28 protein-coding genes are annotated in these 24,907 nt (G+C 40.1%); 8 read left to right on the top strand and 20 right to left on the bottom strand.

Translation table 11 applies throughout. The annotated features are described in order from the left end of the window. Positions 1-6: 6 nt before the first annotated feature. From B4B65_RS04095 to B4B65_RS04075, 5 genes are all read right to left on the bottom strand, one after another. On the bottom strand, positions 7-804 hold the full coding sequence (locus B4B65_RS04095) for a sulfite exporter TauE/SafE family protein (protein ID WP_293913555.1): 798 nt from the start codon (positions 802-804) through the stop codon (positions 7-9). Positions 805-905: 101 nt separating this feature from the next. After that, positions 906-1,535: a Crp/Fnr family transcriptional regulator gene (locus tag B4B65_RS04090; protein ID WP_293913553.1), complete on the bottom strand. Its 630-nt coding sequence runs from the start codon at positions 1,533-1,535 to the stop codon at positions 906-908. A 14-nt stretch (positions 1,536-1,549) separates the two neighbouring features. Further along, entirely contained in the window at positions 1,550-1,963 is a 414-nt protein-coding gene (locus B4B65_RS04085) for a DUF6691 family protein (RefSeq protein ID WP_293913551.1), read from the bottom strand. A gap of 12 nt (positions 1,964-1,975) precedes the next feature. Continuing rightward, on the bottom strand, positions 1,976-2,527 hold the full coding sequence (locus B4B65_RS04080; RefSeq protein ID WP_293913549.1) for a YeeE/YedE family protein: 552 nt from the start codon (positions 2,525-2,527) through the stop codon (positions 1,976-1,978). An 84-nt stretch (positions 2,528-2,611) separates the two neighbouring features. After that, on the bottom strand, positions 2,612-3,019 hold the full coding sequence (locus B4B65_RS04075; protein WP_201681600.1) for an RNA-binding S4 domain-containing protein: 408 nt from the start codon (positions 3,017-3,019) through the stop codon (positions 2,612-2,614). 282 nt (positions 3,020-3,301) lie between these two features. Between B4B65_RS04075 and B4B65_RS04070 the strand changes: the two genes are divergently transcribed. The 6 genes from B4B65_RS04070 (at position 3,302) to brnQ (ending at position 8,448) form a co-directional block, all read left to right on the top strand. Continuing rightward, positions 3,302-4,123: a 2,3,4,5-tetrahydropyridine-2,6-dicarboxylate N-succinyltransferase gene (locus B4B65_RS04070; RefSeq protein WP_201681599.1), complete on the top strand. Its 822-nt coding sequence runs from the start codon at positions 3,302-3,304 to the stop codon at positions 4,121-4,123. Positions 4,124-4,152: 29 nt separating this feature from the next. After that, entirely contained in the window at positions 4,153-4,728 is a 576-nt protein-coding gene (locus tag B4B65_RS04065) for an L-threonylcarbamoyladenylate synthase (protein ID WP_293913546.1), read from the top strand. Positions 4,729-4,794: 66 nt separating this feature from the next. Then, the gene (locus B4B65_RS04060; protein ID WP_201681597.1) at positions 4,795-5,274 is read left to right on the top strand and encodes a DUF4920 domain-containing protein; all 480 of its coding nucleotides are present in this window, start codon (positions 4,795-4,797) and stop codon (positions 5,272-5,274) included. A 56-nt stretch (positions 5,275-5,330) separates the two neighbouring features. Then, positions 5,331-6,140 carry a hypothetical protein gene (locus B4B65_RS04055; protein ID WP_293913544.1) on the top strand — a complete coding sequence of 270 codons (810 nt, stop codon included), beginning with the start codon at positions 5,331-5,333 and terminating at the stop codon, positions 6,138-6,140. 101 nt (positions 6,141-6,241) lie between these two features. Further along, on the top strand, positions 6,242-7,084 hold the full coding sequence (folP, locus tag B4B65_RS04050; protein ID WP_293913542.1) for a dihydropteroate synthase: 843 nt from the start codon (positions 6,242-6,244) through the stop codon (positions 7,082-7,084). Positions 7,085-7,140: 56 nt separating this feature from the next. After that, positions 7,141-8,448, top strand: coding sequence for a branched-chain amino acid transport system II carrier protein (gene brnQ / locus B4B65_RS04045; RefSeq protein WP_293913540.1), 1,308 nt, complete (start codon positions 7,141-7,143; stop codon positions 8,446-8,448). A gap of 94 nt (positions 8,449-8,542) precedes the next feature. Here the strand turns inward: brnQ and metG are convergent, their stop codons facing one another. Continuing rightward, a complete protein-coding gene (metG, locus tag B4B65_RS04040; protein ID WP_293913538.1) occupies positions 8,543-10,612 on the bottom strand; it encodes a methionine--tRNA ligase in 2,070 nt (689 codons plus the stop codon). Between the two features lie 108 nt (positions 10,613-10,720). Between metG and B4B65_RS04035 the strand changes: the two genes are divergently transcribed. Together B4B65_RS04035 and B4B65_RS04030 are read left to right on the top strand one after the other, a co-directional pair. After that, positions 10,721-11,617, top strand: coding sequence for a S66 peptidase family protein (locus B4B65_RS04035; protein ID WP_293913536.1), 897 nt, complete (start codon positions 10,721-10,723; stop codon positions 11,615-11,617). Positions 11,618-11,620: 3 nt separating this feature from the next. After that, entirely contained in the window at positions 11,621-12,028 is a 408-nt protein-coding gene (locus tag B4B65_RS04030; RefSeq protein WP_201681591.1) for a DoxX family protein, read from the top strand. A gap of 57 nt (positions 12,029-12,085) precedes the next feature. On the opposite strand, the gene B4B65_RS04025 is transcribed toward B4B65_RS04030, so the two are convergent. The 14 genes from B4B65_RS04025 to nrfD form a co-directional block, all read right to left on the bottom strand. Next, positions 12,086-12,538 carry an ABC transporter ATPase gene (locus B4B65_RS04025; protein WP_293913534.1) on the bottom strand — a complete coding sequence of 151 codons (453 nt, stop codon included), beginning with the start codon at positions 12,536-12,538 and terminating at the stop codon, positions 12,086-12,088. Between the two features lie 50 nt (positions 12,539-12,588). After that, the gene (locus tag B4B65_RS04020) at positions 12,589-13,134 is read right to left on the bottom strand and encodes a DUF420 domain-containing protein (RefSeq protein WP_201681589.1); all 546 of its coding nucleotides are present in this window, start codon (positions 13,132-13,134) and stop codon (positions 12,589-12,591) included. A 1-nt stretch (position 13,135) separates the two neighbouring features. Continuing rightward, positions 13,136-13,864: an SCO family protein gene (locus tag B4B65_RS04015; protein ID WP_201681588.1), complete on the bottom strand. Its 729-nt coding sequence runs from the start codon at positions 13,862-13,864 to the stop codon at positions 13,136-13,138. Positions 13,865-13,869: 5 nt separating this feature from the next. After that, positions 13,870-14,253, bottom strand: coding sequence for a cytochrome C oxidase subunit IV family protein (locus B4B65_RS04010; RefSeq protein ID WP_201681587.1), 384 nt, complete (start codon positions 14,251-14,253; stop codon positions 13,870-13,872). A 22-nt stretch (positions 14,254-14,275) separates the two neighbouring features. Continuing rightward, the gene (locus tag B4B65_RS04005) at positions 14,276-15,010 is read right to left on the bottom strand and encodes a cytochrome c oxidase subunit 3 (protein ID WP_003008054.1); all 735 of its coding nucleotides are present in this window, start codon (positions 15,008-15,010) and stop codon (positions 14,276-14,278) included. Between the two features lie 9 nt (positions 15,011-15,019). Beyond that, positions 15,020-15,604: a cytochrome c oxidase subunit 3 gene (locus B4B65_RS04000; protein ID WP_236590410.1), complete on the bottom strand. Its 585-nt coding sequence runs from the start codon at positions 15,602-15,604 to the stop codon at positions 15,020-15,022. An 11-nt stretch (positions 15,605-15,615) separates the two neighbouring features. After that, positions 15,616-16,524, bottom strand: a complete 909-nt coding sequence (cyoE, locus tag B4B65_RS03995) for a heme o synthase (RefSeq protein WP_201681585.1) — start codon at positions 16,522-16,524, stop codon at positions 15,616-15,618. An 85-nt stretch (positions 16,525-16,609) separates the two neighbouring features. Continuing rightward, positions 16,610-17,653, bottom strand: coding sequence for a COX15/CtaA family protein (locus B4B65_RS03990; RefSeq protein ID WP_293913525.1), 1,044 nt, complete (start codon positions 17,651-17,653; stop codon positions 16,610-16,612). Positions 17,654-17,709: 56 nt separating this feature from the next. Further along, on the bottom strand, positions 17,710-19,497 hold the full coding sequence (locus B4B65_RS03985) for a cytochrome c oxidase subunit I (protein ID WP_236582413.1): 1,788 nt from the start codon (positions 19,495-19,497) through the stop codon (positions 17,710-17,712). A gap of 118 nt (positions 19,498-19,615) precedes the next feature. Further along, complete coding sequence (locus B4B65_RS03980) at positions 19,616-20,947, bottom strand: cytochrome c oxidase subunit II (protein WP_232279732.1); 1,332 nt, start codon at positions 20,945-20,947, stop codon at positions 19,616-19,618. Between the two features lie 44 nt (positions 20,948-20,991). Further along, complete coding sequence (locus tag B4B65_RS03975) at positions 20,992-22,227, bottom strand: quinol:cytochrome C oxidoreductase (RefSeq protein WP_201681582.1); 1,236 nt, start codon at positions 22,225-22,227, stop codon at positions 20,992-20,994. Positions 22,228-22,246: 19 nt separating this feature from the next. Then, entirely contained in the window at positions 22,247-22,897 is a 651-nt protein-coding gene (locus B4B65_RS03970; protein ID WP_002997014.1) for a c-type cytochrome, read from the bottom strand. Beyond that, positions 22,869-23,405: a DUF3341 domain-containing protein gene (locus B4B65_RS03965; protein WP_002997017.1), complete on the bottom strand. Its 537-nt coding sequence runs from the start codon at positions 23,403-23,405 to the stop codon at positions 22,869-22,871. The genes B4B65_RS03970 and B4B65_RS03965 overlap by 29 nt, the downstream gene beginning before the upstream one ends. 5 nt (positions 23,406-23,410) lie before the next feature. After that, a complete protein-coding gene (gene nrfD / locus B4B65_RS03960) occupies positions 23,411-24,889 on the bottom strand; it encodes an NrfD/PsrC family molybdoenzyme membrane anchor subunit (protein ID WP_037460200.1) in 1,479 nt (492 codons plus the stop codon). Positions 24,890-24,907: the final 18 nt, after the last annotated feature.

Below are 24,907 nucleotides of genomic sequence, written 5' to 3'. Positions count from 1 at the left end.
TAATAACTAAATATCTAATATCTCTCTAACCAGAATCATAATGCCCATAATCAGTACAAACCAACCAAAGGAGGTCTTCAGGTTCGAACCGGAAATTTTTCTGGATAATAAAGTTCCGATCAGAATCCCCATAATGGCCGCTATGGAAAACAAGAATAATAATCGCCAATCTACCTCGTGGCCATCAATCTCTACAAAACCAACAAAGCCAATCAGGGAATTGAATGCAATAATCATAAGGGAAGTTCCTATTGCCTTTTTCATTGGCATACCGGCAAAAAGGACAAGTGTAGGTATAATCAAAAATCCTCCGCCGGCTCCAACCATCCCGGTAATTACCCCCAGAAAAACACCTTTCAGAATAATGCTTTTGTTATTGTAAACTTGCTTTTCGACTACAAGTATTTTTTCTTTGGAACGGATCATAGATACAGAAGCAAACAGCATTATAACCGCAAAAAGTACCATTACAAACATGCCTTTTGTCAATACAAAATCTCCGACTGCACCTATCTCCTCCGGAATATGCGGCATTATATACCCTCTTGTAAACAAGACCATAATGATGGAAGGAATTCCAAACAGCAACACCATCTTATAATCCACCTGTTTGCTGATGGTCTGTGAAATACCACCGGCAAGCGATGTCATCCCCACTATGAATAACGAATATGCAGTGGCCAGGATAGGATCGATATCCAGAATGTAGACCAAAATAGGAACCGTAAGAATAGAGCCTCCACTCCCGATCAGGCCTAAAGATATTCCGATCAACACAGCCAGTAAGTAAGCAAGCAACTCCATATTTATGTATTCATATTATAATACTGTAAAAGTATCTTTTGATATTCGTTCAAACGGTAACATTTGTTACAGCAACGCAAGTTTTGCTCTGTGATTACCGACTACAATAAATCTATCGTACTTCGGTTGAGCCGGACCTTTCCTTCATTTTCATACACCTTCAGGATGCGGGAGACAACAACACGTGAGGTATTCAGAGCATCTGCTATTTCCTGATGCGATTTATGAATGGAACGTGTACTGTTGATCTTAGCAATCTCTTCCAGATAATGTAGAATCCGCACATCCATCTTATGAAAAGCCAGCTGATCGATTGCTCCTAACATTTCTTCCATACGCCTGTTGTAACTGGAAAACACAAAATTTCGCCAGCTGCTATATTTCGCCAGCCATTCTTCCATCTTACTGACGGGTATCATCGCTACTAATGCATCCGTTTCTGCCACAGCTTTGATTTCACTTTTTTTATCTCCCAGACAGCAAGCCAAAGTCATCGCACAGGTATCTCCCTTTTCAAGAAAATAAAGTAACAGTTCTCCTTCCCACGGATCTTCACGCATAATCCGTAGAACACCTTCTACCAAAAGTGGCATCACCTTGATGTATTGTCCGGCATCCAGGAGCACATCTGCTTTTTTAAAGGAAAGAAAACGGGCTGTTTCCTCAATTTCCGTTATCAGGCGAGGTTCAAAAACAGTTCCGTAAGCGACTTGTAATGCTGCAGTATACATAAAAAGCAATGTTATTAATGAGGAAGTTTATGCCGGATCAAGCCATACAACCATGTTCCTGCAACAGCACCAAGGATAACAATCAAAATAGGAAAAACTCCTGCTCCAACCAATACAAACATCGGTAATGGACAAGCTCCGGCCAATGCCCAGCCCAGCCCGAAAATAATCCCTCCGAAAAGGTAACGGCTGAACGTCTTTTCTTTGGGAGTAATCTGTATCTGATGCCCGTCCATGTCTTTGATTTTACGCTGTTTGATCCATTGAATGGCTCCTATTCCTATAATCAATGCAGAACCTATAAAGCCATACATATGAAAAGACTGAAAATTAAACATTTCATATATTCTGAACCATGAAGCCGCTTCAGCTTTATACATGGTCAATCCTAAAATTAATCCGATAAGGATGAATACTAATTTTCTCATGTTGTCTGCTTTTTAAAATAATACCGGAAAAATAACATGAACCATCAGCAGCCCGCCGATAAAGAATCCGACTACAGCAATCAGTGAAGGTAATTGTAAATCGCTCAAGCCTGAGATCGCATGTCCCGAAGTACAGCCTCCTGCATAGCGCGAACCAAAACCGACTAAAACACCTCCTGTCAGCAATAATGCCAAAGCTTTCAAATCCAGAGTATCATATAGCTCTGCAGGAGCATAAGCATTACCAGCACTCTGAAAACCAAGTTCATGAAGCTTGATAATGGTATCCGGATGAATAGCCGGAATCTGTCCACCATCAGATAAGATATGTGCTCCTATATAGCCTCCTAAAACAGCGCCGATTAATATCAGTAAGTTCCAGCGTTGTGCTTTCCAGTCAAATTTAAAAAAATCAGAAGTTTTGCCGGCTCCACATGCTGCGCATATGGTTCTGAAATTGGAGGAAACACCAAAATTCTTGCCTGCAAGCAGAAGTGCAATCATACAAAGAGCAACTAAGGGACCTCCTATATACCATGGCCAGGGTTCAAATATCCATTCCATATTATTTATTTTTATACAAAGATCAGCTTTTATATTTCGCCGTTTGGTGACTTATGTTACACAACTGCCATAAGCGGTACATGCTTAATCATCCAGCGATTCCCACCAGTCGTTCTGAAGATCTTCGATTTCTCTCCGATCCCGTTTGGTAGGTCTTCCTGCACCTCTGTCCCTTTGCAATACAGGTGCATGAAACACAGATTTGTAAGCATATGTTTCTTCTTCCGGTGTATGATCTTCATAGAACTGTACTGCGGTCCTGGCATCAACCCGTCTTTCTAGCAAACCTACAACCTTGATCACCCGTCGTTCGAGCCCTTTTTGTACAGCATAAGTTTCCCCGACTTTGACCACATAAGAAGGTTTGATATTTTGTCCGTTCAACTTTACGCGACCTGCTTTACAGGCCTCCGTTGCCAGACTCCTTGTCTTAAAAATGCGGATTGACCACAAGTATTTATCAATTCTGAGTTTATCCTTTTCTCCAGCCATATTTTCTCAAAGTAAAAATTTAAAAGTATAAATGCAAAAAAATTATCTGCAGCAATGATTTATAGTACCAAAGATGATCACGACTCTACTCTTATCTTCCTATACAAACTATATTTTTGCAGAACTAGCTCTTGCATCAACACAAATATCCAAAATCAAGATTAATTCCTCTTGAATTATTTGCCATTCGGCTACATCTATAACGATCTTATATCTAATTATCTGCTAATAATATCAACAAAATTTTCCATCTTTGTTAGTCAAATTATCACAATTAATTTCATGGAATTAGAAAACTTGCAAAAACTGATTGAGGACGCTTGGGAAGACAGGCAGTTGTTAGAATATAAAGAATACTCTGAAGCTATCCGCACGATTATTCTTAAACTGGATAATGGTGAAATTCGTGTAGCAGAACCAATCGGCACAAGATGGCATGTCAATGAGTGGATCAAAAAAGCGGTGATCCTTTATTTCCCTATCCGGGAGATGGTAGAAACAGAGGCCGGACCTTTTGTTTATTATGATAAGATGAAGCTGAAGACCAATTACAAACACTTAGGTGTACGCGTAGTTCCTGGTGCTTCTGCCCGATTAGGCGCATACCTTGCGAAAGGTGTGATTCTAATGCCATCTTATGTCAATATAGGTGCTTATGTAGGCGAAGGAACAATGGTCGACACGTGGGCTACAGTAGGTTCATGTGCACAGATTGGTAAAAATGTGCACCTGAGTGGTGGTGTAGGTATCGGTGGTGTACTGGAACCTGTACAGGCTTCTCCGGTAATTATTGAAGACAACGTATTTGTCGGATCAAGAGTGATCGTAGTTGAAGGTGTACGTGTAGAATCTGAAGCAGTTTTAGGTGCGAATGTAGTATTAACAGCTTCAACTAAAATTATTGACGTAACCGGTCCTGAGCCTATCGAATATAAAGGTCATGTCCCTGCCCGTTCGGTAGTGATCCCTGGATCTTATACTAAAAAATTCCCTGCAGGAGAATATCAGGTGCCATGTGCGTTGATTATCGGAAAGCGTAAGGAATCTACGGATAAGAAAACTTCACTGAATGACGCTTTACGCGATCATAATGTAGCTGTATAAACAGCTCAACCGAAGTATATTTTATTAAAATGACTCCAATAGACAGAGAAGATATCAATAAAGCCCTCGAAACATTGAAAAATGGAGGGCTTATTCTATACCCTACCGATACCATCTGGGGTATCGGATGCGATGCGACCAATCTGGAAGCAGTTGACCGCATCATTCAGCTAAAAGGGCGTTCAAAAGAAAAAAGCATGATTGTGCTGCTGCACAACGAGAATCAGCTTGCAGGATATGTCAATGATATTCCGGAAGTAGCGTATCAACTGATAGAATATACAGAACATCCGCTGACCATTGTATATTCCAATGCAAAAAATCTGGCTGCTAATGCCATTGCGGAAGATGGTTCTATCGGTATCCGGATTGTCAATCATCCATTCTGTACGCAACTATTACAACGCTTTCGTAAACCGATCATTTCGACATCTGCCAATATCAGCGGAGAACCTTCAGCAAAAACATTCGGAGATATTGACCAAAAAATAAAAGACGGAGTAGATTATACCGTTCAGTTTGGGCAGAAAGAGCAGGGAGATGGAAAAGCTTCGATTATTATGAAGCTTGACCCCAGCGGCAAATTTGAATTTATCAGGAAATAGTTTGCAGATGGCGGGCCAGGTTATTTGTTTAGGTTCATTTTTCATTAAACAGTAAATATCATCTATATGAAAAAAATCACATTATCGTTGCTGTTAGTCCTTATTGGGCTGAGCTACGGATTTGCACAACAATCCAGTATACCATCAGCAAAATCAGGAGTTCAATATGGCAAAAAGATTGATCAGCATCAGGCTATTTCAGTGAGTAAACTGGAAAAATCTTTTGGAAAAGACAGCACTTACAATGGTAAAGTTGAAGGAGTTGTTGTAGAAGTTTGCAAAAAGAAAGGTTGTTTTATGACGCTGAAGCGGGAAGGAAGTAATGAACCGGTAATGGTTCGTTTTACTGATTACACCTATTTTATGCCTCAGGATATTGTTGGTAAAACAGTAGTAGTTGAAGGTAAAGCTAAATTAAATAAAACTTCTGTTGCCTGGCTAAAGCATTATGCTGAAGACATGGGTAAAAGCAAAGAAGAAATTGCTAAAATCACAAAACCAAAAGAATCGATTACGATTGTTGCCGATGGTGTAATCGTAAAATAAACTCTAAAAGCTGATTCAGAATCGTGTTGCATCAGCTTTTTTTATTTCTCTCCTTTATGAAAATAACGGCACTACTTCTCCTCGCAATGCTCTCCATATCCGGATGTGCAAACCAACAGAAAAAACAAGAACCTGCTTACGCTGAGACATTACCTTCTGTTGTCGATACTACCGGCACGGTCAAATTCAATTCAGACAGTTTGCAGATTTCGGAAATAGACTCTGCAGCCTTTACCTACTTAAGAACTTCCGGTCCAAAACAACATGACAGTCTATTCTATGTAAAGGACTTCGGAAAAGTAAAGAAGATGCTGAAAGGTCGGGTAGTGTTTTCAGGTTATAATGAAAATGCAGATCTGGACTCTACTATAGACGGAGAATTTGTGAGCAGTATCCGATTCAAAAACGGGAAACTTCATTATTATAAGACCTATGATTCGGTAGATCGGATAAACAGAGTGACGGATGTAGCTTTCATAGCATACTATCCATCAGAAGATATTTTATTCTGTGAGGGTGGCCATTCTTCGGATTACAGTTTTAATCTGACAACAGGTGAACAAGGCGGAGAAGTGGGGAATCCGGGCTATATCCGATACAATCCTTCTAAGAACAGCCGGTTAAATGGTTATTTCCCCGGACAGGAATGCGATGAATATTTTATTCAGAAGAAAACAGGTAAGAATTTCAAAACTATATTTAACCTGAGGGATGCCTTTTCATTTCTCGAAAAAGAAAGCCTGTATTTTTGCTTTATGGCCGATGTTTTCTGGTATGATGATCACACCTTATATTTCAAACATGTGTACTTCCCCAATACAGAACCTGTATCTAAATTTTACCGTATCCATATCCGGAAGATATAACGTATCATAAGTCAGTATTACAAAATATACAGAAATCATTCGTATAAATTATTGTCCCTTAGCTTACACAGCATTTAAGAATCATTGGTAAATTTGCCTATATGAATATGATGCACAGCACCCCTGCTCAGTCTGTTAATGCAAAAGGCAGGCTGATCACTTTTGACTATCCGAGAATAATGGGAATCCTCAATGTAACACCGGATTCTTTCTTTGATGGCGGACAACATCAGCATCTGGATGCTGCATTAAAAAAGGCAGAACAACTGCTGAAGGAAGGTGCAGACATATTAGATATCGGGGCATATTCTTCACGTCCCGGAGCACCTCTTATCTCTGTACAGGAAGAACTGGACCGTGCTATTCCGGTGATCGAAAAGATCAGCCGTATCTTTCCTCATGCAATCCTCTCAATAGACACCTTTCGTGCTGAAGTTGCGGAGCAAAGTATTAAAGCCGGTGCACATATTATCAATGATGTATCCGGCGGAACACTGGATGAACAAATGTTTCAAACAGTAGCTAAATTACAAGTACCTTATATCCTTATGCATATGCGTGGCGTGCCGGAAAATATGCAGGAAATGACTACATATGATGATATTGTCACGGATATAGCCACTTTTTTAGGAAGCCGGATTTCTGCACTACGCAGTTTAGGAGTAAAGGATATTATACTGGATCCTGGCTTCGGTTTTGCCAAAAGCATACAACAGAATTACGAATTACTTCATCGGATTGATGAATTACATTACTTTGGTCTTCCTATTCTGGGAGGCCTATCCCGTAAATCCATGATTTACAAGAAGCTCAATATTACACCGGAGCATGCTTTAAATGGGACAACAGCATTAAATACAGTACTATTAAGCAAAGGTGTCCAACTTCTTCGGGTACATGATGTAAAAGAAGCCCGCCAGATTGCAGATCTTTTATTTCAATAGGAAGTTTATATATTTGCGGTTCAGTCTTTTAGTAAATACCGTAAATTATCCTCATTTTGAGAAAAATAAGTGACATCACGACTCTGGGCTTTGCCTTATTTGCCATGTTCTTCGGAGCTGGCAATTTACTTCTTCCACCTCTTATTGGTCTTGGTGCCGGGCAGTACTGGGGACTTGCTATTTTAGGATTTGGTCTGACCGGTATTTTGCTACCCTTTTTGGGAGTGCTTTCTGTTGTCAATTCGGGAGAAACATTTGAAGATCTTGCAGGTAGGGTTCATAAGACCGTTGCATTAGTTCTCGGTGCTGTGATTATGCTGGGGATAGGCCCCTTGATTGCCATTCCACGTACAGCAGCGACCACCTATGAGGTGGGGCTATTACCGACTTTTCCATCTTTATCTCCAATCTGGGGATCGGTATTGTTTTTTGTGGTTACGTTTGTGCTTTCCATACGTCCTTCAAAAGTGGTAGATGTGATCGGTAATTTTCTTACGCCTGTCCTCCTCATCTTGTTACTTACGCTGATTACTATGGGCATATTGCATCCTATTTCTGACCCGACCGCTGGTACAGCCACTCCGGTGACAGCATTTACATCCGGCTTTACAGAAGGATATCAGACTCTGGATGTATTGGCTTCTGTCATCTTTGCCGGAATCATTATTACAGCAGCCCGAATGAAAGGTTATACCTCTTTAAAAGAGAAAAATCAAATCGTCATCAGTGCAGGGCTTATGGCTGCTGTATTTTTATTATTGATCTATGGCGGACTGGTCATATTGGGTGCTACCTCTGGCTACAGTACCGGAAATGATATCAAACGGGCCGAACTTCTACTTTTTATCTCCAACACGATTCTAGGCGGATATGGAACTATCGCAATCTCTCTTAGTATTGCCTTAGCCTGTCTGACAACAGCAATCGCACTGACTTGTGCAGTAGGAACATTTTTCAGCACTTTATTTAAGAATAAGATCAGTTATGAGGTTATCGTCACGATATGTTGTCTCCTCTCCGGTATACTTTCCATCACGGGAGTAGAATATATTATTGAGGTGGCTTATCCGTTTCTTGCCTTTATCTATCCTATTGTGATTACTCTGGTATTATATGTCATTATCTTCGGCAAAAAGATTTCTTCAAAACTACCTTATATCGGGGCGGTAGCTGGAACAACACTGGTGTCTACTGTATATTTGTTAGCCGGATTCGAAATACATCTGGCCGGAGCAGAACGACTGGTACAGGCTATTCCCCTGGCAGAATATGAGCTTTGGTGGGTACTTCCTTCCCTTATTTTCTTTCTGCTCTTTTGGCTTATTGACAGATTCAAATCGAAAACTACAACAGGTACTGTATAAGAAAAAAAGCCTGTCTCATGGTTACTGAGACAGGCTTTTATATATTAGTCCAGTCACAGGCAAAGTGCGCAGACTGGCTCTACTTTTAATCTGATTACCGTACTGAACTTCCAGGTTTTATCGTTGTGGAAGGTTGTACAAAATCCAAACGACCATCTGCATCCTCAGCCATCAGTATCATTCCCTGTGAAGTAATTCCTTTAATTTCACGGGGCTCCAGATTCACCAGAATAGAAACCTGTCTGCCCACGATTTCTTCAGGAGCGAAAAACTCCGCAATACCAGAAACTACAGTACGTTGGTCTATACCAGTATCTATGGTCAGTTTAAGCAGTTTTTTCGTTTTCGCTACTTTCTCTGCCGTAAGGATCGTTCCGATACGGATATCCATTTTCATAAACTCATCAAAAGTAACATTCTCCTTAGCTGGTACAGCCGGAGTAGCTACTTTTACATTATTCACTTTTGCTGCTGCCAGTTTTTCCAATTGAAAATCAATCTGCTCATCGGTAATCTTATCAAATAACAATTGTACTTCTCCGAGTTCATGACCATCTTTCAACAGATCTTCCTCCCCTGCTCTTTCCCAGTCCTGCTGAGGAAGATTTAGCATTTCAAATAGTTTTAATGCTGTTTTAGGTAAGAATGGCTGTGCCAGAATCGCGAGGTTTGCAGCAATCTGCAGAGATACATTAAGGACAGTTTTTACTCTCTCCTCATCTGTCTTAATCACTTTCCATGGCTCGGCATCTGCCAGATATTTATTCCCCAGACGCGCCACATTCATAAACTGGGCCAGAGCCTCCCGGAAACGATACTGATTAATACTATGGGTGATCTGCTCCGGATATTTTTTCAGTTCAGCAAATACCTGCTTATCTTCTTCCTGTAAATCTGATCCTGACAGGATTTTACCATCAAAATACTTATGTGAAAGTACCATAACCCGATTGATAAAATTACCTAATATCGCTACCAGTTCATTATTGACACGTGCCTGAAAATCTTTCCATGTAAACTCGCTGTCTGAAGTTTCCGGAAGAATAGAAGTCAGTACATAACGTAATTCATCCTGCTTGCCCGGGAATTCTTCCAGATATTCATGTAACCACACAGCATGATTTCTGGAGGTAGAAAGCTTATCTCCTTCCAGATTAAGAAATTCATTTGCCGGAACATTTTCCGGTAAAATATAATCACCATGCGCATGCAGAATCGCAGGGAAGATAATACAGTGGAATACAATATTATCTTTACCAATGAAATGAATAAGACATGAGTTATCTTCCGGATCAGGCTGTTCTTTCCAATAGTCTTCCCAGTTTTTGCCGTTATCCAGTGCCCACTGTTTTGTAGCTGATATATATCCTATCGGCGCATCCAGCCAGACATACAACTTTTTACCTTCAGCTTCTTCCAGTGGCACATCCACTCCCCAATCCAGATCACGTGTCATCGAACGCGGTTGCAAACCTGACTTCAGCCAGGACAGGCATTGTCCGTAAACATTGGATTTAAGCTCATCCTTTTTCCCTTCGATAAGCCACTTTTCCAGCCATGGCTGATATTTGTCCAGTGGAAGATACCAGTGTTTGGTTTCCTTTAAAACCGGAGTTTTACCACTTAATGTAGAGATCGGGTTAATAAGATCAGTAGGACTTAGTGAAGTTCCGCATTTTTCACACTGATCACCATATGCACCTTCAGAATGACAATTAGGACAAGTTCCCACAATGTAGCGGTCTGCCAGAAACTGATGAAATTCCTCATCATAATATTGCTCGGAAAACCTTTCTATAAATTCACCTTTTTGGTATAGATTCAGAAAAAACTCCTGAGACAACTGATGGTGAATAGGCTCTGATGTGCGGTGGTAAATATCAAATGAAATACCGAACTCTTCAAAACTTTCTTTGATCTGCTGATTGTACTTATCAATAATTTCACGGGGTGTGATACCTTCTTTTTTCGCTTTTATTGTAATGGCTGCGCCATGCTCGTCGGATCCGCATACATAGACTACATCTTTCTGATTAAGACGTAAGTAACGAACAAAAATATCTCCCGGAATATAAGCACCGGCCAGGTGACCGATATGTAGAGGCCCATTAGCATACGGCAAAGCCGAAGTAATGGTGTAGCGTTTTTTATCTGTAATACTCAATGTTATATTATAAATTAGCTGTAATCAAATATAAAAAAACAGGAAAAATCTTGTTTCTTTGACAAAGATAACTCAATTTGCGCTATTAAAATATAGATATACGTGAAAATGCCTGAATTTCTTAATGCTGGTGATAAAGTCGCAATTGTGGCTCCGGCAAGTTTTATACGGGGGAATATAGACGAAGCTGTTGCAATCCTACAGGGTTGGGGGCTGGAAGTACAATCGGGAAAATCCGTATCCAGTTCCTACCATCAATTTGCCGGAGATGATGACCTGAGAGCTACGGATCTGCAGGAAGCCCTGAATGATCCGGAGATCAAAGCTGTATTTGCAGCACGAGGTGGTTACGGAACAGTGCGTATTATTGACAAAATCGATTTTACAGCATTTATCAGGCATCCGAAGTGGGTAATCGGTTTCAGTGATATTACCGTTTTACACAGTCATATACAACAGTCTTTTGGAATACCAACTATACATGGTCAGATGCCAAAGTCATTTGCGGATGGCACATCAGCATCCCTGGAAACCCTTCGGGCAGCTTTATTCGGTGAGAATACAGACTTCAAATACAAACAGCATACATTCCCCAACCGTCCCGGAAAAGGAGAAGGAATACTGACGGGTGGAAATCTGGCTATCCTGATTAGTGTACTGGGTTCTGTTTCTGATGTTGATTATGACAACAAGATTTTATTCATTGAAGATGTGGGAGAAGCTTACTACAGTATAGACCGTATGCTTTGGGCGTTAAAGAGAGCCGGCAAGCTGGATAAACTTGCAGGTTTGATTATTGGCGGATTTACCTCAATGAAGGATAGCGAACCTCCGTTTGGCCAGACTGTAGAAGAGATTGTAATGGATAAAGTTCGTGAATTTGATTACCCTGTAGCATTCCATTATCCCGCCGGACATATAGACAATAATCATGCTTTGATATTTGGAAAAAAAGCCATGCTGGAAACCAAAAAAACAGAAACTAAACTAACATATATAGATTAACATATGGCGATATTATCATCATTATCAAAACAAAAAGATCTGGGATTATTAATACTGCGTATTGGTGTCGGAGCATTTATGATTTCACACGGACTTCCTAAGCTAATGGGCGGCCCTGATATGTGGAATGGCGTAGGTCAGGCCATGGGCAATATGGGTATCAAATTCTTCCCAGCATTCTGGGGATTTATGGCTGCTGCGACCGAAGCTGTAGGCGGACTATTCTTTTTGATCGGACTATGGTACAGACCTGTTTGTTTACTCTTGGCATTCACCATGGTTGTGGCCGGAGTACATCACCTGAGTGCCGGAGACGGATGGGGTACAGCCTCTCACGCATTTGAACTGCTGTTCGTATTCATCGGACTACTTTTTGTAGGGCCGGGAGCGTATAGCGTAGATAAAAAATAAAAAGCAAAGGGCTGTTGATAATCAACAGCCCTTTGCTTTTATAATATTTGGATGATCTTAGCTGAATACACGGGCATGCCAGCTATCCTTAAACGGCACTTCCCACTTATTCAATAATTCTTCTTCATTACTAATCATATTATTAAATACAATGGTAGACGAATTGATCTGCCCTGATGTGACCAATTGTTCAAATTCCTGACGACCAACTACAGCTATATCTTCCGTTGTGCGGTAAGCTAACTGAAAGCGGTCAAACAGATCCACACCCAGCTCTTGTTGTAAGCCTTTGAGGAAATGTACAGAACTGTCTATTGAACATCCCGAAGCAGCAACTCTTGATTCATCTACCTTCATAATGATAAACAGACCATGACGTATCTCTACGTCTGCAGTCAGGGATTTACCATGTGTATTCCACACGGAAATAAAAGCAGCCAGTTTATCTGCTGCCAACGCTTGTTCACCGGCAGTCAGCTTACGACTTGCCTGATATACCCATACTCTCATATTGCCTGTCTCTTAAAATTCTAAAACTGCCTGCTTGCACAGACTTAATTCTAATGTGTATAATAAGGAGATATCATCAAGTATACGATTACACCTGTCACAGCTACATATAACCACATCGGGTATGTGATACGTGCCAGCTTTTTATGTCTTTCGTATGCTCCTGCAATCCCTCTTACAAAGGTAACAAGTACAAAGGGAATAATGATAATAGACAGGAGTATATGTGAGATCAGGATGACAAAATAGATATAACGCATAGCTCCTTCTCCTCCATACGGTGTAGAGTCAGAAGTCATATGATACGCTACATACATTCCCAGAAATGCTACTGAACATGCAATACAGAGCTTGATCAACCGCTCATGCAAAGCCTTATTACCTCTTTTGATAGCTGATACAGCCCACACCAGTAATATAGCTGTCAGGCCGTTAATCGTTGCGTATATCGGTGGCAAAAAAGATAAAGGCTGAACATCATAGCCTAATTTCCTCAGGTTAACACCAAATAATATTGCTACCACTACAGGAATAGTGACAGACAGCACTACAATCCATTTATTATATTTCTTTTCTTCTACTGTTTGTTGTCCCATATTAATCTTTCTTTTGAACCTTCATCGGGGTATTACGGTATTCTTCTACTAACTGCAGTTTGACTTCATCTTCCAGACGTTCCAATTCGGTATTCAGATTCAGATCATAGAAGCCTCTGATCCTGCGGTGAGAATCTAATAAGATATACGAACTACCTATAATAATTTTGGAAGAATCCTGCGGGTCTTTCATAGCATCCAACAAGAGTTGTTCTCTTGCAAACTGCAGAATGTCAACCGAAGGATTAGTCAGAAAGAACCATCTTTTTTCGTCTGGACGATATCCTTTTGTATATGCCTGCAATACTTCAGGAGTATCACTTGCAGGATCTGCAGAAATAGAATAAAATCTGACCTTATGATTTCGCTTCAGATTGGTAGCCACCTTATTTAGCCTGTTGATCATCATTCTGGAAAAAGATTTGTCTTTTGTATAGAAAAGATGAACTACGGACACGGTAGTATCGTTATCAATAAAACTGATCTGCTTTCCATCCATATCTGTGAACTGGATGACCGGAACCTGATGATATAGGGTATCTTTAATTTCTCTTCCCATCTTACGGCTTACTGTTCCGGCAAGTTGCTTTTCACCATAGATCGGAAGCTTTACGTATTCATTGGATGCCCCCATTCGGTTAACCAATATATACAAAAATCCTGGCACAAGTAAGACCATGGCCAGGATTATTAAAGTTGAAATACCCTTCTTACGAGAAGTATTTTGCATGAATATTATTTATTTGGCCACAATGGGTACTCGTGGAAATGGTGTAATAAGTATCCGCCTTCTGTCAGCATTAATATAATGAAGTAGATGATGAATATAAATACAACACCACAGCATACGATGAAACTTGATTTTTCGAACTTCAAGTGCATAAAGTAAGCCACAATGTAGTAAGCTTTTACCAATGTCAATACGATATAGATTGTATTAACCAATGCACCTTTAGCAAGAATCTGCCAGTGGTGAACAAATCCCAAAGCGATCAAAAACTCTAAACAAGTAAGTGCTAAAAGGACAAAGAATATTCTCCAGATTCCTTTTTTATCCATACCCTCGTGATCATGACCATGACCTTCGTGTGCTGCTGTATTATCGTGATGATTTGACATAATCGATTCGTGTTAAAAGTAATTAGACTAAGTAGAAGAATGTAAATACGAATACCCATACTAAGTCGACAAAGTGCCAGTAAAGACCTACTTTCTCAACCATCAGGTATGAACCGCGGTTCTGAAACGTATTGTTCAACGTCATACACAGAATAATAATATTCAAAATGACACCTATTGATACGTGGAATCCGTGGAAACCTGTAATGGTAAAGAATAAGTTAGAGAACTGTAATGCGGACACATATGAAATGTCTTTCGAGAAATATGGAGCAAGAGCTTCAGGAATAGCATTACCTTCAAGTCCTGTAGCCGGATTTTGTCCGAACCAGAAGCCAAGGTGATGTAAGTGCGTCCACTCTGTAGCCTGACAACCCAAGAAAGCCAAACCTCCCAGGATAGTCCAAAGCATCCATTTTACAACTTCGTCTTTTTTATTGCGATGACCCGCATCTACCGCTAATACCATCGTTACGGAACTCATGATCAGAATAAAAGTCATGATACCTACGAACACCAACGGTTGTCCGTGATCCGCAATAAGCGGGATAGATTGGAATACCTTATCAGGATCCGGCCATGTGAAATGCGCAAAACGTTGAGCTCCATAATAGATCAGGAAAGCTGAAAATGTAAATGCGTCTGACACAAGGAAAAACCACATCATGATCTTTCCATACTCTAAGTTCCAAGGGGACTTACCGCCACTCCAAGGGCCGTCCTTTACCTTATCCAATTGCGATACAGTTGTACTCATTGTTTAGTATTATTGATTCAAAAGTAAGAAAACATATATATAAATCCATAAAAGATCGAGAAAATGCCAGAAAATAGTGGCAAGTTCCATGCGGAAGAGATTATTGTCATAAGGGATCGGTTTAGCCGCTCCGGTATAACATCTAATCAATACGATCAGTCCCGCAATAATATGCGCTAAGTGCATGCCTGTAAATACATAAATAAATGACTGGGAGGCATTGATATTAAGGAAATAGATTCCTCTTTCAATAAGGACCTGCCATGCATGTACCTGACATACGAAGAAAAGAATTCCGAGCACCACTGTTGCAAGGAGCAATCCTTTCTGTTTAGCAAATTGCTTTTCTTTGACAGCTTTATAAGAGAGGTGTAATGTAACACTACTCAGCAATATAAGCACTGTACTGTAGATAAAAGCATTAGGAAGCGTAGTTTTGATACCTTTATCCACGCCACTGGCTGTATACACAATGAAACCACTGGACAGCGCAGCAAACATCATAAACATACCAATCATTCCTAGCCAGAGATTAAATTTCTTGGCTTTTCGGGATTGTTGCAATTCCTCTTCCTGTAATTCTGTATTAACCATATCTACTACCATTATTTAAATGGAATAAAATTTAACAATAATACCAGCTGTGTAACCGGTAAATAAATAAATGATGTAAACATCACTTTCTTTGCAGAACCAATGCTCTGCTCTACCAAATGCTTATAACCATACCAGGCAAACATCAATCCGCCCAATAAAGAAACAATCGTAAATATCCATCCGCCAAAACCGAAATACATAGGCAGGAAACCTACCGGAATCATCAGTACCGCAGATATAAACAACATCCATGCAGATACGCGGTCACGCTCTTTTGTTGGCAAAAGTCTGAATCCTGCTTTTCTGTAGTCATCGTCCGCTACCCAGGCAATTGCCCAGAAATGTGGAAACTGCCATACAAACTGGATAATAAACAATACCAGCGGAGTAATCACAACTGCTGCTTCACTGATTGCTGCATACTCCAAACCAAATCCTGCCGATTTGAAAGCTGCATAGTAACCGATCAGCGGAGGCAATGCTCCCGGAAATGCACCTACAAAAACAGCAATAGGAGATTTTTGCTTCAGAGGGGTATAGACAAAGGCATATAGAAAAATTGAAAAAACAGAAAGTAAACCTGCTATAAAATTCAATTTGACTAAGATCAGGGTTCCGAAGATTCCCATGAAAAGACTTAAGACCAACGCCTGACCTGTAGTCATACGACCTGCAGGAAGCGGACGATCCTCTGTACGTGTCATGAGCTTATCCAGATCTTTTTCAATGATCTCATTAAAGCCATTAGCTGCACCTGTTACAAAAAAACCTCCAATGGTTAACAGTAACCAGTTAAACCAAATTATTTCACCCTGTTGTGTAGCTCCGATCAAAAATGAGATAGAGGCTGAAAATACAACAGTTAACGTTAATCTTAATTTGACAAGTTTGTTAAAATCAGAAATAAACTGTTTCATCTTACATTCCTCCCTTTCTTATCAGAAGTATGGAAGTGAACTCCACTACACGATCTTATATCTAATATTAACATTACGTCTTTTACTATCTATTAAATTTTGAAAGCAACAACATCAAATAATATTGTGCTCCGAAAAGCAAACTGGCAATCACCAGATGTGTTGTCTGTGCAAAAGCAGGCACATTAAAGCGTGCTAATACAATCCCCGATCCCATCTGTATAAGAACCAGAATAAACATAATCCATGCGTACTTAGCTTGTTTGGAAAGTTTACTAAATCTTGATTTGACCAGAAAAAATAATACCAGCACTAAACCAAAGGTAACATATCCGAGCAGCCTATGAATATCAAAGTGCGATCCTATCGAACTGATCCATTCATTGCGTGGAACACCGGTATCTCCTAAGTGATCTATACGTTCCCTTACTTCTGTTCCGAATACAACCTGCACCAGCATGATAATCAGTGAAAAAGCAGCTAACAGCTTTAATCCTTTAAACTGATGATTGATCAATATATTTTTATTTCGCAGTGTTGTCGCTTTGTAATAGGTATAAATACTTATTCCGACAATCAAAAGAGCTAAAAGCATATGAACAGTAATCACCCAGGGCATCAGATTGGTGGATACCACAATTGATCCCAGCCAGGCCTGCAGTACGACTACAAAAAGATTAAGAACGCTCCAAAAGACTATGGATTTTTTTGACTTGATATAGGTAAAAGAGAAGATTGCAGAAAACAACAAGAAGAAACCGGAAACAACTCCTACGAGACGATTCACATATTCTGTCCATGTCTTGGCAACATTAAACTCCTCGTGAACAAGAATACTTTTATCTGTACGGATTTGTTCTGCCTTATCCGGAAATCCAAAGAATTCAACCATTTTTGCAAACCGCTGGTTCTTCTTGGCTCTGCCTTCCACATAATGCTCCTCGTAACCTGCCGGTAACTGTGAAACATCAGTGGGTGGAATAATCCGATTAAAGCACTTAGGCCAATCCGGACATCCCATTCCTGATCCGGTACTTCTTACAATTCCTCCAGCTGTGATCACCAAAAACAATACTATGATGGTAATCGCATTTGTTCTAATAAAACGCTTTTCAGCAGCTGGATACATATCTATCTTTTAACCTCTATATATTTAAGAGGGTATAGAGGGTTAAGCTTATGTGCTTAACCTTCTACAATCTCTCTGTTATTCTCTTTATTCCATTGTTCCTGAATACGAACAGCTTCTTCATTACCTTCAAAATCATGAGGTAAGTTAGAGCTCATTGTTTCAGAGAAAGGAACATTCTGAGGAATGAAATCCTGATCATGACCAGGCTTACTGTAATCATATGGCCAACGGTGTACTGTAGGGATTTCTCCAGGCCAGTTACCATGGATATGCTCAACAGGAGTAGTCCATTCCAATGTGTTAGAGTTCCAAGGATTCTGAGTAGCTTTCTTACCAAAAACGATTGAAGAGAAGAAATTCCATAAGAATGCAATCTGTCCAAGACCAGCAATGATAGCAGCCCATGTGATTAACAAGTTAACAGAAACCCATTTCTCCATGAAAGGAAATTCTGTAAAAGCATAGTAACGGCGAGGAACACCATCAATACCCATAAAGTGCATCGGGAAGAATACCAGGTAAGCACCAATGAATGTCAACCAGAAGTGTAAATAACCCAATTTAGGGTTCATCATCTTTCCAAACATCTTAGGGTACCAGTGGTACACACCACACAACATACCAAAGATAGAAGCAGATCCCATTACCAGGTGGAAGTGAGCAACTACGAAATAGGTATCGTGTAAGTTGATATCTAAAGCAGCGTTACCTAAGAATAATCCTGTCAAACCACCAGAGATAAAGAATGAAACCATTCCGATCGCAAACATCATAGCTGGAGTGAAACGGATATTACCTCTCCATAATGTAGCCAGGTAGTTGAAGGCCTTTACCGCTGAAGGGACCGCAATAATCAAAGTTGTGATCATAAATACTCCTCCTAAGAACGGATTCATACCTGTCACAAACATGTGGTGACCCCATACGATAAATGATAATACAGTAATACCTACCAAAGAGTAAACCATCGCATGGTAACCAAAGATTGGTTTACGTGAGTTCGTAGAAATAACTTCAGATGTCAGACCTAATGCAGGCATAACAACGATATATACCTCAGGGTGACCTAAGAACCAGAATAAGTGCTGGAACAAAATCGGAGAACCACCTTCATTAGGTAATACTTCTCCCTGAACAACTAAATCTGAAAGGTAGAATGATGTACCTGCACTACGGTCAAAAATCAGTAACACTACTGCGGATACCAATACCGGGAAAGATAAAAGACCTACGATAGCTGTTAAGAAGAAAGACCATACTGTTAAAGGCATTTTCCAAAGGTCCATACCTTTTGTACGCATGTTCAATACTGTACTGATATAATTTACACCCCCCATTACCTGAGAAGCGATAAACAATGTCATACTTACTAACCATAATGTCATACCTAAGCCCGATCCCGGGATCGCTTTAGGAACTGCAGACAATGGCGGGTACACGGTCCATCCTGAAGATGCAGGTCCGCTTTCGATAAAGAAAGAAGCAACCATAATCACACAAGCTACGAAGAAGAACCAGTATGAAAGCATATTCATAAACGGAGATGCCATATCACGGGCACCAATCTGATAAGGAATCAGTAAGTTACTGAATGTACCGGAAAGTCCAGCTGTCAATACGAAGAATACCATCATCGTACCGTGGATGGTTACTAAGGATAGGAAAAACTCAGGACGTATACGACCTCCTTCAGCCCATTTACCTAAGAAAACTTCTAAGATTGGAAACTCTTTATCCGGCCAAGCGAGCTGGATACGGAACAATATCGATAATACCATGGCAAAAACTGCCATAATAATACCAGTGATCAAGAATTGCTTAGCAATCATCTTGTGATCCATGCTAAATACATATTTAGACAGGAACGACTCTTGATGATGGCCGTGCGAATCGTGATGGTCTGCGCTATGCGATATAACTGTACTTGACATATTATTTTTTAAAAATTCTTAATACAAATTATTTCAATGAAGCTGTTTTGATAACTTCTTCTTTACTTTCCTTTGAATCTTTTGCAGCAAATTCTTTCTGCAGATCTTCATTAAAGTATTTATTCTGGGTACTCAACCACTCTTTATACTCTTTCTCTGTCACAACTATCACTTTCTTCTGCATATTGTAGTGACCGGAACCACAGATCTTGTTACAAAGCATCACATAGTCATACTTAGGATCATTCATACGTTCGCGCATTTCAGCAGTAGTCACTGTTGGAGTGAACTGGAAATAGTTCGTCATTCCCGGTACAGCATTGATCTGAACACGGAAATCAGGAATAAAGAACGAGTGAATAATATCTTTGGAAATGATATGGAAACGTACGGATTTATTTACCGGAAGAACGATGTCACTTCCCTGAATATCATCCCATGAATTTTTGTCATTGAAGTCGATACCGTATGGATTTGTCGGTGTCGTCATTTTATAATTACGTTTACCGATCTGGCCGTCAGCTCCAGGGTAACGTACAGACCATAAGAACTGCTCACCTAATACTTCTACCTGCAGAGCAGATTTTTGAAGATCTTCAGGAACATTAGTAATGGTTCTCCATGTGAAGAAACCGAACAATACCAATACAGTTAATACCACAGCTGGAACGATTGTCCAGATTTTCTCAATGGTATTGTTATGCGGGTAATAGTAAGCCTGACGCTTAACACGCATTCTGTAGATAAACGGAAATGTCAATAATAAAAGGTGCGTAAGTACAAGTACAATCGTGATAATCACTGTAGTGATGATAAACATGTTATCAATCAGCTTACCGTGCTCCGTCACCGCATCACGCCATGCCCAGCTTCCCCATACACTATATCCGTAATATACTCCCCAAAGGAAAAATACCAGAAATATAAGGAATAGAATAGATTGTAAATTATTACCGGCTAATGGGTTGTATTTACCATTCATCTTTTTCACTAACTCATATAGAGATAGTACCTTTCCAACTACAGCTACCACAGTACATATAGCGAAGAAAAGTAAGATGTAATACGTCAGGTTTTTGTAAACCTGAGGATCAATTTTTTTGACCTCTTCTACTGCCGGCTTACTTGAAGACGTAGAAGAAGAAGATACAGCAGCACCCGCTGCAGTTGAATCTGCTGCTACAGAAGAAGCAGAGTCTACTTTAGCTGAATCCGCAGGAGCAGCTACCGCAGTAGTCTTTGCTGCCGAATCAGCAGCAGTTGTATCTTGACTTGCAAAGGTAGGAGTCGACAGGGACAATCCTAGTGCAAGCACACAACCCATTATGGATCTGAATCTGTTATGTAATTTGAATTTCATTTCTTATTATAACGTTATAACGTAATATCGTGTTGATTAGAAACCTATATCTGATGATTTAAACTCTCTTCTAAGAATGGATGGTGTTTCGGCACCAAGGCATGCTTGCTCAACTTAGACATTACCAAGAAAGTAAATAAGCCCACAAAACCGATTGCTGTTCCCACTTCGATAATACCGAATCCAGGATGATTGTCAACTGTTCCAGGCATGATCATGATATAATAATCTAACCAATGTCCCAAAAGAAGTACAATACATACGAACAACATACTATTTTGCTTACGCTTAGCATCACGATCCATTAATAATAAAACCGGAGATACAAAGTTAATCAATATATTAAGCCAAAACCAAGGTTTGTACTCTGGTTCCCATCTTTTGTAGAAATAAACGGTCTCCTCAGGAATGTTGGAATACCAGATCAGCATGAACTGTGCAAACCAGACATATGTCCAGAAGATAGAAAATCCGAAGATCAGTTTACCCAAATCGTGTAAATGATTTTCATTAACCCATGCCAGATATCCTGCTTTCTTTAGAAGAATCAGAATAATAGCAATAGTAGCCAGTCCACTCACCCACATTGCTGCGAAATTGTACCAGCCGAACATAGTTGAAAACCAGTGTGCTTCTAAAGACATGATCGTATCAAACGCCCAGATAGGAGTTGTGAATCCGAATACTACTAAAAAGATAGCAGACAATTTGAATGTCTTTTTGTAAGAATTCAAACTACCTTCTAAATCTTCCTTGTATGATAATTTTGTCAAAATAAAGGCAAAGATACTATATGATCCCATAAAAAGGATCTGACGTACCAAAAATAAAGGCACATTTAAGAATGTAGATTTACCGGCAATCAGTGCATCGTAGTTAGGACTTTCCGGATCAGTCAATCCGTGTCCGGCCCAGTGGTGATACAAAGAGTGTGAGTTTAGACCTGCAGCAATGATGATAAACAATACAAGAGCTGCTATTGGCAAAACACTTCCCATAGCCTGAGGAATACGGATAAGACCTGCAGACCAAGCGGATTGTGTAACACTCTGAAGAGCTACGAAAAAAGCTCCTGCAGCGCATACACAGGTAAAATAATAACCCATCAATAATAGGTTGGCATACGTGCGTTCTGTCGTATGTGAATCACCAGCAAACAAACCATAGGCGATTGCCACTAATCCAATAACGATAGCGATAATGCTAAACACCTTTGCTTTCCCGCCGAAAGCAAATCGTTCGCTAAAATTATAATCGTGATGATGACTGTGAGTTCCCATTTAATATATCGATGTTAGATTATTTTTTCTGTAATTCATGAACATACATTACTACCTTCCAACGCTCATCTGGCGAAAGTTGGGAAGCATGTGAGCCCATAGAGTTGTGTCCATAATAGATGGTATGATAAATTTTTCCATCTGTCAGATCGCTCATCAAACCACCGCGTGAGGAACTCGCTGCATCTGTTTTATGATAAGATGGCGGATTTGGAAAGTTTTCCAATTTACGTGTTCCACGTGAGTCCGTGATCTCTCTGTCTTTTGTGATAGATCCATCCCCTTTACCTTCCGGTCCGTGACATACAGCACAGTATGTATTGAACAACGCTTGTCCATCTGCCAGATTAGCTTTCGTAACAGCCAATGGATTGGTGACTTCTCTTCCTGCACGTTCGTAATCTTCTAACGTATTAGCGTATTCGAATCTCACGAATCCAACAGGATTGGTGTGAGCCGGAGGAGTCTGAGCAGTTTGTTTGTTTTTAAAATTCTCATTTGGTTGATCCGGATTATAACCTATCGGATCATACATATTACGAGAAAATTCCCAACCTGTACTACGTGTGGTGCCATCTCCACAAGCAGAAGCAACTGCTGCAAAAGCTAAGGCTGCACATACAGTTCCAAGAAAATTCTTCTTATTCATAGCTAACATATTTTCTTTCATTGTATTTAACTTCTACTGCTCCTGCTTCTTTCAATAATGAATCGATCAATGCATGGTCAGCATTTTCATGAGCATCAATAGCAATTATAAAACGATCATCTGTTGCTCTCAGATCCATGACACGCGGAGCACGTCCCGGAAACAAGTGGTTGCGGTAGAAAAAAGTAGCTACCATACCAAGAGCACATAATAAAATAGTAACCTCAAATGTTACAGGAACAAAGTTAGGAAGAGGCATAGAAGGCTTTCCCCCAATATTCATAGGCCAATCATAAGCCATTGTGTAATACAATAAGCTAAAACCAAGAATGGTACCTGTAATTCCGAAACAAAATGCTGCGATTGGAAGACGTGATGGACGTACACCCAACTTAGCTTCTATACCGTGAATAGGCATAGGTGTAAAGCAATCGTAAATGCTGATATTATTTTTCTGCAATTTGTCTATCCCGTGCATCATATCGTCCGGGTCAGCAAAACTACCTAGTATATATTTTGTATTGCTCATTGCTATTATTTTTGTAACTCTTTAATATCCTGTTCAGTAACTGAATCGTATTTCTCCAATGACTCTCTGAAGAAAGCAACCTGTTCTTCAGGGAATGCACCTTCTTTAACCAGTTTGGTTTTATGTTGTAAGCTGGAGCTTTTCAGTAATAATTTCACCTCTGCTATCGCAATACCCGGTAAGAAACGTAAGAATAATAAGAACAGGGTGAAGAATAGACCGATCGATCCTACGAAAATACCTACGTCTGTCCATGTCGGGTAAAACATTGCCCAGGAAGAAGGAAGGTAATCACGGTGTAAAGAAGTCACGATAATTACAAAACGCTCAAACCACATACCGATGTTCACAACAATCGAAAGTACCCATGAAATAGGAATACTGGTACGGATCTTCTTAAACCAGAATAACTGAGGAGAGATCACGTTACAAGTCATCATCGACCAGTATGCCCAGGCATAAGGACCTGCGATACGGTTTTCAAATGCGTACATCTCAAACTCTGAACCGGAATACCATGCAATAAATAACTCTGTAAGGTAAGCGATACCTACGATAGAACCCGTGATCATGATAATCTTGTTCATAGCCTCGATGTGGAACATCGTGATATAGTCTTCAAAATTCATAACCTTACGAAGGATCAGCAATAATGTCTGTACCATCGCAAAACCTGAGAAGATCGCACCTGCTACGAAATATGGAGGGAAGATCGTTGTATGCCATCCCGGAATAACCGAAGTTGCAAAGTCCATGGATACAATGGTGTGTACCGAAAGTACAAGTGGAGTAGAGATACCTGCAAGGATCAAAGAAATGATCTCAAATCGCTGCCATGTTTTTACTGATCCATTCCATCCGAAAGATAATACTTTATAGACTTTTTGTTTCATTCCTGTAGCACGGTCACGTACAGTAGCGATATCCGGTAACAAACCACAGTACCAGAATACTAAGGAAACTGTGAAATATGTAGAGATCGCGAATGCATCCCATACTAGCGGAGAGTTAAAGTTAACCCAAAGTGATCCGAATTGATTTGGTAACGGGAAAATCCAGTATGCTAACCATGGACGTCCCATGTGAGCTACGACATAAGTAGCGGCACAGATAACGGCGAAGATAGTCATCGCCTCTGCAGAACGGTTAATCGAGTTACGCCAGTTCTGACGGAAGATTAACAATACTGCTGAAATCAGCGTACCTGCGTGACCGATACCCACCCACCATACGAAGTCGGTGATATCCCATGCCCAGCCTACTGTTTTGTTAAGACCCCATGCACCGATACCGGTCCAGAAGGTATAACTTACACTCACTACCCATAATAAAGCACCAAGGGCTGCAACGGTAAAACCGATCCACCATGCTTTATTAGGTTTATTTTCAACTGGCAGTAGAATATCATCCGTGATCTTAGCATAGGTGATATCACGACCAGTCATTAATGGTTCTCTTAATATTGATTCGTTATGCGATGACATAGTTTTTTTTATTTCAAG

The sequence above is a fragment of the Sphingobacterium sp. UBA5789 genome (assembly GCF_002418355.1).
Taxonomy (GTDB): domain Bacteria; phylum Bacteroidota; class Bacteroidia; order Sphingobacteriales; family Sphingobacteriaceae; genus Sphingobacterium.
Note: the sequence above shows the minus strand (reverse complement) of the source record. Positions and strands in the feature narration are given on the sequence as shown.

Coding starts and splice junctions, on each gene's coding strand:
- B4B65_RS04085 (WP_293913551.1), bottom strand. CDS start 1,963: ATGAGAAAATTAGTATTCATCCTTATCGGATTAATTTTAGGATTGACC.
- B4B65_RS04030 (WP_201681591.1), top strand. CDS start 11,621: ATGGCGATATTATCATCATTATCAAAACAAAAAGATCTGGGATTATTA.
- B4B65_RS04025 (WP_293913534.1), bottom strand. CDS start 12,538: ATGAGAGTATGGGTATATCAGGCAAGTCGTAAGCTGACTGCCGGTGAA.
- B4B65_RS03980 (WP_232279732.1), bottom strand. CDS start 20,947: ATGAAATTCAAATTACATAACAGATTCAGATCCATAATGGGTTGTGTG.
- B4B65_RS03990 (WP_293913525.1), bottom strand. CDS start 17,653: ATGTATCCAGCTGCTGAAAAGCGTTTTATTAGAACAAATGCGATTACC.
- B4B65_RS04010 (WP_201681587.1), bottom strand. CDS start 14,253: ATGTCAAATCATCACGATAATACAGCAGCACACGAAGGTCATGGTCAT.
- B4B65_RS04080 (WP_293913549.1), bottom strand. CDS start 2,527: ATGGAATGGATATTTGAACCCTGGCCATGGTATATAGGAGGTCCCTTA.
- B4B65_RS04075 (WP_201681600.1), bottom strand. CDS start 3,019: ATGGCTGGAGAAAAGGATAAACTCAGAATTGATAAATACTTGTGGTCA.
- B4B65_RS03970 (WP_002997014.1), bottom strand. CDS start 22,897: ATGAAAGAAAATATGTTAGCTATGAATAAGAAGAATTTTCTTGGAACT.
- B4B65_RS04000 (WP_236590410.1), bottom strand. CDS start 15,604: ATGGTTAATACAGAATTACAGGAAGAGGAATTGCAACAATCCCGAAAA.
- B4B65_RS04005 (WP_003008054.1), bottom strand. CDS start 15,010: ATGAGTACAACTGTATCGCAATTGGATAAGGTAAAGGACGGCCCTTGG.
- cyoE (WP_201681585.1), bottom strand. CDS start 16,524: ATGAAACAGTTTATTTCTGATTTTAACAAACTTGTCAAATTAAGATTA.
- B4B65_RS04060 (WP_201681597.1), top strand. CDS start 4,795: ATGAAAAAAATCACATTATCGTTGCTGTTAGTCCTTATTGGGCTGAGC.
- B4B65_RS04035 (WP_293913536.1), top strand. CDS start 10,721: ATGCCTGAATTTCTTAATGCTGGTGATAAAGTCGCAATTGTGGCTCCG.
- B4B65_RS03965 (WP_002997017.1), bottom strand. CDS start 23,405: ATGAGCAATACAAAATATATACTAGGTAGTTTTGCTGACCCGGACGAT.
- nrfD (WP_037460200.1), bottom strand. CDS start 24,889: ATGTCATCGCATAACGAATCAATATTAAGAGAACCATTAATGACTGGT.
- folP (WP_293913542.1), top strand. CDS start 6,242: ATGAATATGATGCACAGCACCCCTGCTCAGTCTGTTAATGCAAAAGGC.
- B4B65_RS03985 (WP_236582413.1), bottom strand. CDS start 19,497: ATGGATCACAAGATGATTGCTAAGCAATTCTTGATCACTGGTATTATT.
- B4B65_RS04065 (WP_293913546.1), top strand. CDS start 4,153: ATGACTCCAATAGACAGAGAAGATATCAATAAAGCCCTCGAAACATTG.
- B4B65_RS04095 (WP_293913555.1), bottom strand. CDS start 804: ATGGAGTTGCTTGCTTACTTACTGGCTGTGTTGATCGGAATATCTTTA.
- B4B65_RS04070 (WP_201681599.1), top strand. CDS start 3,302: ATGGAATTAGAAAACTTGCAAAAACTGATTGAGGACGCTTGGGAAGAC.
- B4B65_RS04020 (WP_201681589.1), bottom strand. CDS start 13,134: ATGGGACAACAAACAGTAGAAGAAAAGAAATATAATAAATGGATTGTA.
- B4B65_RS04015 (WP_201681588.1), bottom strand. CDS start 13,864: ATGCAAAATACTTCTCGTAAGAAGGGTATTTCAACTTTAATAATCCTG.
- B4B65_RS03975 (WP_201681582.1), bottom strand. CDS start 22,227: ATGGGAACTCACAGTCATCATCACGATTATAATTTTAGCGAACGATTT.
- B4B65_RS04055 (WP_293913544.1), top strand. CDS start 5,331: ATGAAAATAACGGCACTACTTCTCCTCGCAATGCTCTCCATATCCGGA.
- B4B65_RS04090 (WP_293913553.1), bottom strand. CDS start 1,535: ATGTATACTGCAGCATTACAAGTCGCTTACGGAACTGTTTTTGAACCT.